Origin of the sequence: Geomonas paludis (assembly GCF_014193585.1) — a bacterium.
Lineage (GTDB): Bacteria > Desulfobacterota > Desulfuromonadia > Geobacterales > Geobacteraceae > Geomonas > Geomonas paludis.
On sequence record NZ_BLXY01000016.1, the window covers coordinates 35,390 to 50,002 of the forward strand.

The following is a 14,613-nucleotide window of genomic DNA, read 5'->3' on the forward strand; positions in this document are numbered from 1 at the left end:
GCACTGGGCAACCAGTCGAGGGTGCGCTGTTGCGATGTAAAAATGATGGCAACAGAAATGACAATGGACAAAGACAGTGCAGCGTTGTCAATTGTCCATTGTCAATTATCCATTGGTGTTTAGTGCCTGAAGTGCCTCATCCCGGTGAAGACCATGGCGATGTTGTGCTCGTCGGCGGCGGCGATGACTTCGGCGTCGCGCATGGAGCCGCCCGGCTGGATCACGGCGGTGACGCCGACGCTGGCGGCGTTGTCCAGACCGTCACGGAACGGGAAAAAGGCGTCGGAGGCCATGACGGCTCCCTGGACCGGGATCCCGGCGTGCTCGGCCTTGATGGCGGCGATGCGGGCGGAGTTGACGCGGCTCATCTGGCCGGCGCCCACGCCGACGGTGGCGTTGCTGCGGCCGTAGACGATGGCGTTGGACTTGACGAACTTGGCGACGCGCCAGGTGAAGAGGAGGTCTTCCATCTCCTGGTCGGTCGGAGCGCGCTTGGTCACCACCTTCAGTTCGGCGAACAGGTCGAGGTCGGCGTCCTGCACCAGCATGCCGCCGTTGACGCGTTTGAAGTCGTAACGGGCAGCGGGCTGCTCCGGCCAGAACCCGCACTCCATGAGACGGACGTTCTTCTTGGCGGCGACGATCTCGCTGGCGGCCTCGGTGACCTTGGGAGCGATGATCACCTCGACGAACTGGCGCTCCACGATGGCGCGCGCGGTGGTCTCGTCGAGCTCGCGGTTGAAGGCGATGATGCCGCCGAAGGCGGACTCGGGATCGGTCTTGTAGGCGAGGTCGTAGGCTTCCATGATGTTGCCGGCAACGGCGACGCCGCAGGGGTTGGCGTGCTTCACGATGACGCAGGCGGGCTGGTCGAACTGCTTCACGCACTCGAGCGCCGCGTCGGTGTCACCGATGTTGTTGTAGGAGAGTTCCTTGCCCTGGATCTGGCGCGCGGTGGAGATGGAAGCCTCCTTGCCCCCCTTCTCGACGTAGAAGGCGCCGGACTGGTGCGGGTTCTCGCCGTAACGCATCCCCTGGGCCAGCTGGTACTGCAGGGTCAGGGTGTCCGGATACTTGGCGACGCCTTCGCCAGTGCGGGCGCCCAGCCAGTTGGAGATGGCGCCGTCGTAGGCGGCGGTGTGCTGGTACACCTTGACCGCGAGGCGGAAATTGGTCTCACGGGAGACGCTGCCGCCGCTTGCTTTCATCTCGTCCAGCACCAACTGGTAGTCAGCGCAGTCGACGATGACGGTGACGTCGCGGTTGTTCTTGGCTGCGGAGCGGAGCATGGTCGGGCCGCCGATGTCGATGTTCTCGATGGCGTCTTCCATGGTGCAGTCTTCCTTGGCCACGGTCGCCTCGAACGGGTAGAGGTTCACCACTACCATGTCGATCGGCTCGATGCCGTGCTCCTGCATCTTGGCCACGTGCGCCGGGTTTTCCCTCATGCCGAGGATGCCGCCGTGCACCTTCGGGTGCAGCGTCTTGACCCTGCCGTCCAGCATCTCGGGGAAACCGGTGAACTCGGAGACGTCCTTCACCGGGATGCCTGCCTCACGCAGCAGTTTCGCGGTGCCGCCGGTGGAGAGGATCTCCACGCCGTAGCCGGCCAACGCCCGGGAAAATTCCACCACTCCAGTCTTCTCCGACACGCTTACCAGCGCGCGCCCAATCTTTGCCATTTGCCCACTCCTTTTTGTTGCTGCTCTTTGATGGTGATTAGATATTTAAAGCATAACCACAGAGGTCACAGGAAGGGGACTGGCTCCGCCAGGTGCCTGTCCCCCTTTACTTCAAAAAAGCATATCCACAAAGGACACAGAGGATCACTGAGGACACAGAGAAAAATTCGAGGGTGAAAAACCTCAACGTCTTATGCCTTTCCTCCAACCTGTCAAGGGGACAGGCACCTGGCGGAGCCAGTCCCCATCAGGCTTCTGTTTTTTTCGGGAAATCTATATTTGCCAGGAAGTGCTTTTCGAAGAGCGGAGTGCCGGAAAGGGGGATGACCCGGACCATTTGCGCCAGGGCCTCCATCTGTTCGCGGCCGTCCGTGGCAAGCAGTACACGCTCCACGCCGGCCAGCGCCCCTTCCTTGATAAATCCGGTGATTCTTACCATTTTTTCGTTGAAAATTCCAACCTTTTTTAGCACATCCGGCGAGAGCACGGCGCCAAAGGAACCTGTCAGCACCACCCGCGAAACGTCGTCCATGGACAGGTTCGCCTTCCCCAGCAGGATCTCCATGCCGCCGCGCATCGCCCCCTTGGCGAGTTGCAGCGCCCGGATGTCCTCCTGGTCGAGATAGACCAGGCTTTTTGCGTCCCGGTGCAGAATGAAGGCGGGCATGCCGTTCACCTCCTGCACCCGGTTGCCCAGGTTCGACTCGATCTCGGCGGCCGGGAGGAGCCTGCCGGTCGGGTCGATGACGCCCTGCTCCAAAAGGGCGGCCACCGTGTCCAGGACGCCCGTACCGCAAATGCCGCGAGGGGGAGCGCCGGCGATGGTGGATAAAAGTAGCCTGTCCCCTTTTATTTCGACGCCACTCACGGCGCCGGGGAGCGCGGCCATGCCGCACTTCAAGTTGCCTCCTTCGAAGGCGGGGCCGGCGGCGGCCGAAGTGGCGAGGTAACGCTCGCCGTCGAAAAGGGCGATCTCGGCGTTGGTGCCGACATCGAGGAAGAGGGTCGCGGCCGCGGGCGCCTCAGGCAGGCCGAAGAGAAAGGCAAGCAGGTCGCCCCCGACGAAGCCGCCCGGAAGCGGCAGCAGGTAGCAGGGATAGTCGCGGCTCCAGCCGAGGTCGAGGGTGGTTACGGATTTTCCGGTGGAGAAAAGGGGGCGAAACGGAGGATGGGCCAGCGAGTCGACCGGCAGGGCCAGGGCGATGGTTTCCATGGAAGGGTTGCCGGCGATGGCCACCTGCGTGAGATCCGCGGGCGACGCCCCGGCCTGGTCCAACAGCACGCCGGTCATGCGCTCCATCTCGGCGGCCAGGGCCGCCTGCATTTCCCGCAGTGTTTCAGGATCTCCCCCGGCGGTGAGGCGGGCGAGGACGTCGGTTCCCCAGCGGCGCTGGGGATTCATGGCGCCGGTGACGGCGAGCCGCGTTCCTGTGGCCGGATCGACAAGCGACGCAGCTATGGTGGTGGTGCCAAGGTCGAAAGCGGCGGCGAGCCCCTTAGACGAAGACAATAGTGCTCTCCCCGGCGGGCTCGACCGCACCGATCGCCACGGCGAAGAGGCCGGACTGTTCTGCGCGGGCAAGGAATTCACGGGCGTCGTCGGGGGCAAATGAAATGAGGAGCCCCCCGGAGGTCTGCGGATCGAAGAGCGGCAGTAGCGCATCGCCGCCGGAGCCGGTTACGTGGGATTGGTAATGCTGGCGGTTTCGATAGCAGCCGGCGGGGACCATGCCGTCGTCGATGAGGGCCGGTACGCCGGACATGACCGGTACGCGCGAGAGTTCGATGCGGAAGGTCACCTTGGCGCCCAGCGCCATCTCGCAGGCGTGGCCGATGAAACCGAAGCCGGTCACGTCGGTGGCGGCGGTAGCGTTGCAGGCCACCATCAGTTCACACGCCTTGGCGTTGAGCGTGGTCATCCAGCCGATCGCTTCCTGTGCCAGGGCGTCATCGATCATCTCGGCCTTGATGGCGGTGGAGACGATGCCGGTCCCGAGCGGCTTGGTGAGGATGAGGACATCGCCGGGGCGGGCGGTGCAGTTTCTCACGATGCGGGAGGGATCGATGAGGCCGGTAACCGCCAAGCCGAACTTGAGCTCGTCGTCCTCGACGGTGTGCCCTCCGACCAGGCAGGCACCGGCCTCCTTGAGCGCGTCGGAGCCGCCGGCGAGGATGGCGGCCAGCACCGCGGTGGGGAGCGAGCAGGCCGGGAAGAAGGCGAGGTTCATCGCCGTCACCGGTTTGCCCCCCATGGCGTAGACGTCGGAGAGCGCGTTGGCCGCGGCGATGCGGCCGAAGGTGAAGGGATCGTCCACCAGCGGCGTGATGATGTCCGTGGTCTCCACCAGGGCAAGGCTCTCCCCTATGCGGTAGATCCCCGCATCCTCGGCGCCCTCGACACCGACGATGAGGTTGGGGTCGTCCGAGCGGGTTATGTCGCGGATGGCATCTTCCAGGCCCGCCGGGCCCAGTTTGGCAGCTCAACCCGCCGCCTGCACCATCGTTGTAAGCCGTACCTTGTCAGTCATAAAAACCCCTGAAAAACCTGAAATCAAACCGGAAACCTTTCACAGGGAGAAAATCTGAGGAAATCTGAGAACTGCACTTCCTGAGGAAATCAAAAGACTTTGGGGTTAAACCAAAAGCTCTTTAGGTTTTCTCAGATGTTCTCAGATTTTCTCCCTGTGAAAGGTTTTAGGTTTTTCTTCTCGTGTTTTATCCGATGTACACCCTGCGCACGCGGCGGGTGGCGATGCCGCACATGATCTCGTAGGGGATGGTGCCGGCTTTCTCGGCCAACTCCTCGGCACTGATACGGTCGCCCATGGGGTCGGGTCCCAACAGGGTCACCTCGTCACCCACGGCAACACCCTCGATGTCGGTCACGTCCAGCATGATCCAGTCCATGCAGACGGTGCCGGCAACGCGAGCCCGCTGGCCCCGGATCAGTGCCTCACCCTTGTTGGTGAGACTGCGACAATAACCGTCGGCATACCCCACGGGAACGCTGGCGATGAGGGCACGCTTGTCGGCTACGTAACGCCTGCCGTAGCTGATGCTGGTGCCCGGTTCCACCCACTTGAGCATCGCCACCCGGCTCTTCAGCTTCATGACGGGCAGCGACGCCTGCTCGTCCACGAAATCCCGGGACGGGGCGGCACCGTAGAGGATGATCCCCGGCCGCACCAGGTTGCAGAAGGGAAGGTCGGCGGCGAGGATGGCGGCGCTGTTGGCGACATGAACGTAAGCCGGGTCGAATCCCTGGCGGCGGGCCTCGGTGACGGCGGCGTTGAAGCGCTCAGCCTGCAGCCTGGTGAAGGCAAGGCCGTCCGGGTCGAGTTCGTCGGCGCTGGCAAAGTGGGAGAAGATCCCTTCCATTTCGAGGTTCTTGAACTGCTTCAGCTGCTCGAGGAACTCGGGCACCTTGTCCCAGGTGACGCCGAGGCGCCCCATGCCGGTATCGACCTTCAGGTGGATCTTGGCCTTGCGGTAGCACTTGATCTCAAGGGCCGCCCGGTCCAGCGCCGCGGCCTGCTCCAGCGAGTAGAGCGCGGTCGAGATGTTGAGGCCGATGCAGCGCCTCTCCTCGCCGGGATAGATGCCGCCCAGGATCAGCACCGGCCGGTAGATGCCGCTCATACGCAGTTGCACCCCCTCGGCGAGGAAGGCCACCGCGAAGGCGTCCACTCCGAGCTTTTCCAGTTCCTCGGAGACGTACTGGAAACCGTGGCCGTAGGCATCGGCTTTGACCACGGCCAGGATGCCGCACCCCTGCGGCACTTTCTTCTTTACCAGCCCGAAGTTGTGCCTGAGTGCGGCGAGATCTATCTCAACCACCGTAGGACGACTGTCCATCGCGAAAATCCCGTTTCGGTATATCTGAATGAAATCAGGCCGGGACATTCCCGGCCAGAGAATTTTCTACCACTTTAGGTCATGAGTGTAAAGGCAAAAACCCGAAAGCGATTGACTTTGCAAGAGGATTCCATTATGTTTACGCCTTCAGCAAAAAGCCAGCTAGGGGAGTTCGTCAGAACTGAGACAGGGCGATCCTGAACCCTTTGAACCTGATCCGGGTAGTACCGGCGTAGGGAAGCGGCGCGTACTCCGACCTTTTCATCGTGAGCCGTGACCCCGTCGCGGCTTTTTGTTTTTAAACATCAGAACCCTTCACAAGGAGGAAATCTGAGAAAATCTGAGAAAGCAAGGTTCTGGTTTAACCCAAAAGCCTGGTTTTCTCCCGTTTCTGCTTTCTCAGATGTCCTCAGATTTTCTCCTTGTTAGTGGTTTTGCTTTTAGGTTTTTAAGAGGTGCATCTTGTTAAGACTCGTGGTCGACCATAGCGGGAAGGAGCGGCGTGTAGCGGGACTGTACCTGATCACGGACCAGGGCGAACGCCTGGTGCCGCGGGTGCGGGAGGCGCTCGGGAGCGGCGGGGTCGCCCTGCTGCAGTACCGCGACAAGCTGCGCAGCTTCGAGGAGCGCCTGTCGCTCGGCAACGACCTGAAACACCTCTGCACCGAGTTCCAGGTCAAGTTCATCGTCAACGACGACCTGGAGCTCGCGCTCGCCCTGGACGCCGACGGACTGCACCTGGGCCAGGAGGACGGCGACCCGGCGGCGGCCCGCGCGGCGCTGGGCCCCAAGAAACTGATCGGCATCTCCACCCACTCCATGGAAGAAGCGCTCGCCGCACAGGAGGCGGGTGCCGACTACATTGGCTTCGGCTCCCTCTACCCCACCGAGAGCAAGGAAGTCGAGCACCTGCAGAGCCCGGAAGCGCTGGCCCAGTTGAGGGAAAAGGTACAGATCCCCATCGTGGCCATCGGCGGCATCAACCGCGACAACGCCTGCGCGGTGATCGACGCCGGCGCGGATGCCGTCGCGGTCATCTCGGCCGTCCTCGCCGCCCGCTCGCCCGGCCTCGCCGCGACGGAACTCTCCCTGTTGTTCAACCGCACCCTGACGCAGCCGCGCGGTTCGGTGCTCACCATCGCCGGCAGCGATTCCGGCGGCGGCGCGGGGATCCAGGCCGACCTGAAGACCATCACCCTGCTGGGGAGCTACGGCGCCTCGGCCATCACCGCCCTCACCGCCCAGAACACCCGGGGCGTCACCGGGATCCATTCTTCTCCGCCGGCCTTCCTGGCGGAACAGATCGACGCGGTGCTGTCGGACATCCCCATCGACGTGGTGAAGATCGGCATGCTGTCATCTCCGGAGAACGCGGAGATCGTCGCCGACAAGCTGACCGCCTACGAGATGAGGATGGTGGTGCTCGACCCGGTGATGAGCGCCAAGGGGGGCGTGGCGCTCCTCGAGGACGAGGCGCTCTCGGTGCTGAAAAAAAGGCTGGTGCCGCTGAGCTACCTGGTCACCCCCAACATCCCGGAGGCCGAGGCCCTTACCGGTCTCACCATCACCGACAGCGCCGGCATGGAGCTGGCTGCGCGCGCCCTGCATCTCATGGGGGCCAAACACGTGCTGGTCAAGGGGGGGCACCTGACCGAAGGGGTGGTCACCGACATACTCTTCGACGGCAACGGCTTCACCCGCTTCAGTGCGCCCCGCGTGCTCACCCGCAACACCCACGGCACCGGCTGCACGTTGGCATCTGCCATCGCGACCAACCTGGCCCAGGGCGAGCCGCTGCCGAGCGCCGTCCTGAGGGCGAAGCTGTTCGTCACCCGCGCCATCAAGTTTTCCCAGCCTCTGGGGAAGGGGCACGGGCCGGTGAACCATTTCCTGGCAGCACGGGAGCAAGCGGACAGCTAAAGCCTGCGCCCCCTCTCCCTCTGGGAGAGGGTTGGGGTGAGGGCCTCCAAGGTAAACATCGCAGCCGGCACCATCCCTCACCCGGCCTTCGGCCACCCTCTCCCGGAGGGAGAGGGGAGAAAAAACCGAAAAGGCGGGCGAATAATCATTCGCCCTGTTTTCACAATAATTACATGGCGCAGCAACCGCCTTAAAAGGAGCAATTCATGACCCAGCTGGAATACGCCCGCAAGGGGATCATCACCGACAAGATGAAGACGGCAGCCCTCGCCGAGGGGGTCGACGCCGAGTTCATCCGCGCCGGGATCGCCGCCGGGAACATCATCATCTGCCATAACAACAAGCACGTGAACGGCACCCCGCTCGCCGTGGGCAAGGGCCTGAGAACCAAGGTCAACGCCAACATCGGCAGCTCCGCCGACGACCTCAACATCGACAAGGAACTGGAGAAGGCGCGCGTTGCCGTCGCCAGCGGCGCCGACGCCATCATGGACCTCTCCACCGGCGGCCCGGTCGACGAAATCCGCCGCGCCGTGATCGCCGAAACCCCGGCCTGCATCGGCACCGTGCCGCTGTACCAGGCCGCGCTCGACGCGGTGAGAAAGCACAAGAAGGCGATCGTCGAGATGACCGTGGAAGACATCTTCCAGGGTGTCATCAAGCACGCCGAGGACGGCGTCGACTTCATCACGGTCCACTGCGGCGTGACCCGCTCCACCGTGGAGCGCATGCGCAAGGAAGGGCGCATCATGGACGTGGTCTCCCGCGGCGGCGCCTTCACCATCGAGTGGATGGCGCACAACAACGCGGAGAACCCGCTCTACGAGCACTTCGACCGCCTGCTCGAAATCACCAAGGCCTACGACATGACCCTGTCCTTGGGCGACGGTTTCCGTCCCGGCTGCCTGGCCGACGCCACCGACCGCGCCCAGATCCACGAGCTGATCATCCTGGGCGAGCTCACCCAGCGCGCCCAGGAGTACGGCGTGCAGGTGATGATCGAGGGGCCCGGCCACATGCCGCTGAACCAGATCGAGGCCAACATCCTCTTGCAGAAGCGGCTGTGCCACGGCGCGCCCTTCTATGTGCTGGGGCCGCTGGTCACCGACATCGCCCCGGGCTACGACCACATCACCTCCGCCATCGGCGGGACCATTGCCGCCGCGGCCGGCGCCGACTTCCTCTGCTACGTGACGCCGTCCGAGCACCTGAAACTCCCGAGCGTCGAGGACGTGCGTGAAGGGGTGATGGCGTCGCGTATCGCGGCGCACGCCGCCGACATCGTCAAGGGGGTCAAAGGGGCCATCGAGAAGGACAACCAGATGGCGCGTTGCCGCAAGAAGCTGGATTGGGAAGGTCAGTTCGCGCTGGCCATCGACCCGGTCAAGGCGCGCCGCCTGCGCGAGGAGTCCGGCGTTGCCGACCACGGTGCCTGCACCATGTGTGGCGAGTTCTGCGCTTACAAGGTGATGGACGACGCCACCGAGCGCGAGCGCGCCAACGCCGCCTGCGCATAGCAACGCCGAGGTTTCCGAAACACCTGTAGGGGCGAATAATCATTCGCCCCCTGCGCTCCACGAAAAAGCCGCTGCCCCCTTCAAGGGCCAGCGGCTTTTGTTTTTTAAAACCTTCAACGCCAAGGCGCCAAGGCGCGGAGGCGCAAAAACAGAAACAAAAGACAAAGCATGATGGGTTTAACAATACTCATGCTTTTCTTCGCGACTCTGCGGCTCTGCGACTTTGCGGCTTTGCGTTTCAATAGCTTTGGTCTTTGAATCTTTAACGCAAAGGCGCCAAGGCGCAAAGTTAACAACAAAACGAGTAATGACAAAAGCACTAAGGTTTAACTGGATCCTGCTTTTCTTTGCGCCTTCGCGTTGAGGCTTCTGTTACGGACTTACCACGATACTGAAGGAGTGGTCCGTGTAGGAAGCGCCCCTGGTCACCCTGAGGGTCACGGGCCTGGTCCCGACGTAGGTGGCGGTCGGGGTCCAGCTGATAACGCCGGAGGTGTTCACTGTCATCGCCGTCGTCGGACGCGTGATGAACGTGTAGGTGAACGTCCCCCCCCCAGGCATGGTCGCAGTTACGGGGTAGCTGTAGGCGACGCCTACTTTGGCAGTCGTCACCGGCGTCGAGGTGATGGTGATGGGCGAGGCCGCAACGACGATGGTGAAACTCTGCCGCTTCAGATACCCACCACCTGACACCTGGAGCACCACCGGGAAGGAGCCGGTCTGCGTCGAGGTCGGGGTCCAACTGATCACCCCTGCGCTGTTGACCGTCATCCCGGTGGGCTTGGTGATCAGGGAGTAGCTGAACGTCGTCACCCCGGCGAGGGTCGCCGTTATGGGATAGCTGTAGGCGACCTGGGTGCTCGCAGAGGTGCCGGGAGTGGACGTTATCGCGATCGGCGACGGTGCTACCTGCACGTCGAAGCTCTGCGTCGCCTGGTATGCCCCGGAGGTGGCGGTCACGGTAACGGGATAGCTCGCGCCGGCCTGTGCCTCGGTGGGGGTCCAACTGATGGCGCCCGTGCTGGACGTGATGGTCATCCCTGTTGGCGGGCTCGACAGCGCGTAGCTGACGGCGGGCATGCCGCTGGCCACAGCCGCCCGGGCCGTGTAGCTGTAGGCTTTCAGCTCGGTGGCGGTGGTGACCGGTGCGGAGGTGAAGGTGACTTGGGGCTCCTGGGCCGTCACGGTAAACTGCTGCTCCGCTGCGAGCAGGTTGCCGCTCGCGACGCTCGCGACCACGAGCCGGACCGGCGTGGGACCGAGCTGGTCCTGGCGGGGCGCCCAGGTGATCACCCCGGAGCCCGAGACGGTCATCCCTTCGGGGGCGGTCGGCAGGGAATAGGTGAGCGCGCCGCCGCCGGGCTCGGAAGCCTGAACCGTGTAGGTGTAGGTGTACCCCGGGGCGGCCAGGATGGGCGGGGTGGAGGTTATGCTGGGGATATGGTTGGCCGCCGCCGCGGCATCGGGGCAGGAGCCGCCGTAACCGTTGTGGCAGCGCTCGCAGTCCATGGCGACGCCTCCCTTGTACGGGGTGCCCCACGTGACGTTGGTGCGCAGCAGGTGACAGGCGACGTTGGAGCAGGTCTTCGTGCCGGTGTCGTAGCTGGCGTAGGTGAGCTTCTGCCCGGACCAGGTGCTGCCGTAGGGGTAGTCGATGGTCGGCACCGCCACCTGCTTCTCGAAGGCGACATCCTTCTTCCCGTTCACGTGGGCGGCGAAGTTGTCGATCGGTACATCGCTCATGGTCGAGAAGATCCCGGAGGCGTTTTCGGTCCTCGTGTAGCTCCCCTTCTGCTTCACGGTGTCGTTGTGGCAGTACAGACACGCCAGCGGCTCGGAGTCCCCGGTCTCGAAGTACATGTTGTTCTTGTGCAGGAAGTCGACCGGGCCATAGCCGAAATCGTCGCTGCGCCAAACGTGGCTGTCGCCGGCGCCGCCGCCGTTCTCCGGGTACCGGGTCTCGGGCGGGTTGGCGTGGCAACCGGTGCAGGCAAGCGGACCGCTCTCCCAGGTGACGTTGCGGTAGTTGGTGGTGGTGACCAGATCCGCCGGTATCGGCGGCGTGCAGGTGGTCGCGTAGGACGGAACGTCGCTCGGGGTGGTCCAGGAGGTGTAGCTGTGGCAGTAGACGTTGCTGCAGGTCCCCTGGGTGTAGGTGAGTCCCCTGTCATCCTGGAACATGGTGCTCCCCGCAGCGTAGGAGGCGAATGCCGGATTCTTCGCCTTCAGCGACCCGGCGGGGGCCTGCGGGTTGTAGAGTTCCACCTCCACCGTGCCGTTGCCGTGCTTCAGGCCGTCCATCGGATGGCAGTTCCCGCAGTTCATCACGTAGGCCGCAGAGGTCGCCCCCAGGTCCTGGGCGATGCCGGTGGAACCGTAGGCCGCCTGCGCCACGGTCCCGCCGTAGTGCTTCAGGTGCGAGGGGGTCGCCGGCGGCGCACCGTGGCAGCCATCGCAGCCGAGCGACCCGCCCCAGGTGGCACTGCCGTTGTTGTGGCAGCTGATGGAACTGCAGGTACTCCCCCCGGCCTTGTAGCTGTAGCTGAAGGTCCGCCCGGGCCCGGGCTCCACGTCGGTCTGGCCGTTTATGTGGGTGACGTTGGCCGGCCACAGCGCCCGTCCGGTGGTGGTGGTTTCGTGGCAGTCACCGCAGCCAAAGCCGCTGGCGAGATGGGCGCTGTGGCTCCCGGAGGTGTTGGCGTGACAGCTCGTGCAGCCGGTGCCGGACTGGTAAGCCTTCATCCCGTCGGACTGCTGCGGGGTGATCTTCTGCTGTGCCACGAGGTGGTTGAGAGCGCTCTCCAGCGAGCCGGTGACCGCGCCGTTGTAGAGGTAATCGATGGAATCCGAGATGAGCTTTCTGGCGTAGGCGGAGTTGTGCGCGTAGGCGCCGGGCTCGCGCAGCAGCATCACGTAGTTGAACGCAGCCCCCATGGTATCGGCGCCGCCCTGGCCGCTCCCCCAGTTCAGATCGGTGAAGTACGGGTAGGCCTCCCGGTAGACGAGCCCCTTGTCGGCGAGCATCGCCTTCAGCACCTCGAGCCCGTTAACATAGGCGTCCCGGCTTGCGGCGAGCGATGCCGCCGTAAGCGAGGTGCCGTGGCAGTTGGCGCAGGGGGACCCTGCCGCAGCAATGAAGCTGTGACCGCCTTGCTCGCTCTTGTGGCAGGCGATGCAGGGGCCGCTGCTGCCGGTGGAGCTGCGGTCGCCGATGCCGATGCCGCGGTGGCTGTTGCTGGAGTAGAAGGCGTACCCGGAGAAGTTGTACCCTCCCCTGCCGTGCAGCACACCGCCGGCCGCGAGGTAGTGCGGGGCGACGAAGGGGGTGCTGCCGAAGTCGGCGCCTGCAGCGACTTTCACCGCGATGCTCGTACCGTTGTTCGCGCCGCTGTGGCAGGACATGCAGACGTTGGATGTGCCGGTGTCGCGGTTGAGGTAGGCGTCGTCGGGGTAAGGATGTACCGGTGCCAGCGTGCGCACCACGCCGTTGGGGACGTCCTTGTGGCAGCCGATGCAGGTGAGGACCTCCTTGGTCTTATCCGAGGCGACGCCCCAGGCGGCCACCACCTTGCCCGTCGAGTAGGCGATGAAACCTGTGGTGGTGTGGCATTGCGCGCAACCGGTGCGGGTCTTGAAGTCGAACGTCGTCCATGCCGCAGCGTTGACCCGCGCGTGACCGGAGCTGTACCACTGGTGACGCACCGCCGCGTTGGCGGTGCTGTCGAAATGGCAGTCCGAGCAGTTCGCCCGCGAGGTGACGTAGGATGCGGGGTATCCGGCGCTGGTCACGTTGTTGTAGTGCACAAGCCCCAGCGGCCCCGGCATGGCGCCGCTCGTGGCACCGGGGTTGTGCTTGTTGTGGCAGGTGGTGCAGTCGGTGGCCCCCATCGGGAAGGGATGCCCGACTACCTGGCCCGACGCGTCGATATGACAGCCGTTGCAGGCGGTGACGGAGGCGGCCGGGTCGTGGGGCGCCTGGATGTGGCAGGAGGTGCAGGTGACCCCGGACCTGCTGTGCAGCGACGCGCCGTAGTCGGTCACAATCTGGGGGGTGTGACAGGTGGCGCAGAAGTTCCCCCCCACGGTGCCGGCGCTCGCCGCGGTAATGACAAAGGTGCTGCGGTTGACCGAGGCGGAGTTGACCGGCGTCGGCATAGCGCCGCTGGTGTGGCAGGAAACGCAGGATACCGCCACCGCCTTGTGAGCCGAAGCGGACCAGCGCGTGAACACCAGGGGGGCGGGATAGATGCCGGCAGCGCCGTGGCACCCCATGCAGTCGTTCCTCATGCTGTCGGCGAGGGAACCGACCACGGTGACAGTGGTTACGGCCGAGGCGACCGGGGTGCTGCCCAGGAACTTGGTGAGCTTGAACTGGTAGGTCCCGGTGGCGGTCGGGGTGAAGGTCGGGCGGAGCGTGCCGGCACCGGCGAGGGTGACCGCGGGGCCGCCGGTCTGGCTCCAGAGTTGGCTGTCCCCTCCGGTTCCGGCGCTGCCGTCGAGGGTAACCAGGGTGTTGACCAGGACGCGCTGCTCGGGGCCCGCATCGGCCCGCACCGTGGTATAGGTCGCCACCACGCTCCCGGGACCGGTCACGTTGCTGACCGTGATCTTCACCGGCTCCCCAAAAGGCAAGGTGACCGGGCGCCCGGCGAGGTCGGTCAGGGTGCCGCCGGTGGCGGCCACCAGGAAGGTTCCGGCTCCCCCCGGGCTGGCGGTAAATACACCCGTCCCGCCGGAGGATACCGCCATACTGGCCGGTGTTATGGTGCCGAAACCGATCACCGTCGCCGTCACCGTGTACTTCTGGATCGCGAACTTGGCCACCAGCGACTGCAGGGCGCCGCCGCTTTTCTGGAAGGTGGTGGAATAATGCGAGGTGTAATTGCCGATGGGGATAGTGGCGCCGTTTCTGGTCAAGCCGCTGATGTTGTAGCCGGCATTGGCGGTCACGGTCACCGGTACTGCCGCAGAGGTGGTGAAGTTGGCGTAGAAAACGGTCCCCACCGCGGTCTGGGTGGGATTGTTGCGGACCTTGATGGTCCCCCCTGCCGTCGACAGCTTCGTTTGCAACTGCCAAGAAGTTGCCGCCCAGGCCCCCAGCGCATAGATCGTGATCAGACAAACCAGTGCAGCCAATACCCTTTTGAGCATTTGACCCCCCCCCAGTTTTTGCCATCGCGCTGAGCTAACCTGCGCTTATAGTTGCACGTTAATTAGCAAATTTTGTACCGCAAAACACCCATTCCACCCGGGTGAACTCAAAACCGCGACAGGTGCGGGACACGGCCCACATGAAGAGACAGACCGGGTATGAGTTGGAGGTGAACCGGCAGGATAAATTATTTTACGCCAATATGTTAGAGCACATTCAGGGAAGCGGTTCGGCTTGCCCGGCAGGGCGTCGAATGACGGGTTCGGGGCGCTGAATGACGGGTTCGGTGCGTTGAATGGCGCTGCTAAAAAATGGAGGACGGCCCGTGCCCTGGCCGCCCTCCGGAAAAGGCGCCTCAAAGAGGAGGAGAGAGGCGCCCTGCCGGGATGCTACCCATGAAATAAGGAAGAAATGTGGAGCAAATGTGAAAGTCGGCACCGGGATCGACCTGGCCAGAGCAGAGAAGACCGCCGCCCTTCATTCGGGA

General features: G+C 63.9%; 7 protein-coding genes and 1 riboswitch. Of the genes, 2 read left to right on the forward strand and 5 right to left on the reverse strand.

The features are described 5' to 3' along the window. Nucleotides 1-119: 119 nt before the first annotated feature. The 4 genes from purH to alr all read right to left on the reverse strand — a co-directional run bounded on the left by purH (nt 120) and on the right by alr (nt 5,537). Nucleotides 120-1,682 (reverse strand): bifunctional phosphoribosylaminoimidazolecarboxamide formyltransferase/IMP cyclohydrolase, encoded by a 1,563-nt coding sequence (gene purH / locus H7687_RS20005; protein ID WP_183350726.1) that lies wholly within the window; start codon nt 1,680-1,682, stop codon nt 120-122. A gap of 247 nt (nt 1,683-1,929) precedes the next feature. Next, nucleotides 1,930-3,192 (reverse strand): ASKHA domain-containing protein, encoded by a 1,263-nt coding sequence (locus tag H7687_RS20010; RefSeq protein ID WP_183350728.1) that lies wholly within the window; start codon nt 3,190-3,192, stop codon nt 1,930-1,932. Beyond that, nucleotides 3,179-4,210 (reverse strand): selenide, water dikinase SelD, encoded by a 1,032-nt coding sequence (gene selD / locus H7687_RS20015; protein WP_183350729.1) that lies wholly within the window; start codon nt 4,208-4,210, stop codon nt 3,179-3,181. Before selD ends, H7687_RS20010 begins: the two co-directional genes overlap by 14 nt. A gap of 187 nt (nt 4,211-4,397) precedes the next feature. Then, the gene (gene alr / locus H7687_RS20020) at nt 4,398-5,537 is read right to left on the reverse strand and encodes an alanine racemase (RefSeq protein ID WP_183350731.1); all 1,140 of its coding nucleotides are present in this window, start codon (nt 5,535-5,537) and stop codon (nt 4,398-4,400) included. A 154-nt stretch (nt 5,538-5,691) separates the two neighbouring features. Further along, a riboswitch (TPP riboswitch) is annotated at nt 5,692-5,793 on the forward strand. Between the two features lie 206 nt (nt 5,794-5,999). Between alr and thiD the strand changes: the two genes are divergently transcribed. Both thiD and thiC read left to right on the forward strand, forming a co-directional pair. Beyond that, the gene (thiD, locus tag H7687_RS20025) at nt 6,000-7,457 is read left to right on the forward strand and encodes a bifunctional hydroxymethylpyrimidine kinase/phosphomethylpyrimidine kinase (protein WP_183350734.1); all 1,458 of its coding nucleotides are present in this window, start codon (nt 6,000-6,002) and stop codon (nt 7,455-7,457) included. A 206-nt stretch (nt 7,458-7,663) separates the two neighbouring features. Then, nucleotides 7,664-8,974 carry a phosphomethylpyrimidine synthase ThiC gene (gene thiC, locus H7687_RS20030; RefSeq protein WP_183350736.1) on the forward strand — a complete coding sequence of 437 codons (1,311 nt, stop codon included), beginning with the start codon at nt 7,664-7,666 and terminating at the stop codon, nt 8,972-8,974. 372 nt (nt 8,975-9,346) lie between these two features. Here thiC and H7687_RS20035 read toward each other — a convergent pair whose 3' ends face one another. Next, entirely contained in the window at nt 9,347-14,125 is a 4,779-nt protein-coding gene (locus H7687_RS20035) for a putative Ig domain-containing protein (RefSeq protein WP_183350738.1), read from the reverse strand. Between the last annotated feature and the right edge of the window lie 488 nt (nt 14,126-14,613).

Coding starts and splice junctions, on each gene's coding strand:
- thiC (WP_183350736.1), top strand. CDS start 7,664: ATGACCCAGCTGGAATACGCCCGCAAGGGGATCATCACCGACAAGATG.
- H7687_RS20035 (WP_183350738.1), bottom strand. CDS start 14,125: ATGCTCAAAAGGGTATTGGCTGCACTGGTTTGTCTGATCACGATCTAT.
- alr (WP_183350731.1), bottom strand. CDS start 5,537: ATGGACAGTCGTCCTACGGTGGTTGAGATAGATCTCGCCGCACTCAGG.
- purH (WP_183350726.1), bottom strand. CDS start 1,682: ATGGCAAAGATTGGGCGCGCGCTGGTAAGCGTGTCGGAGAAGACTGGA.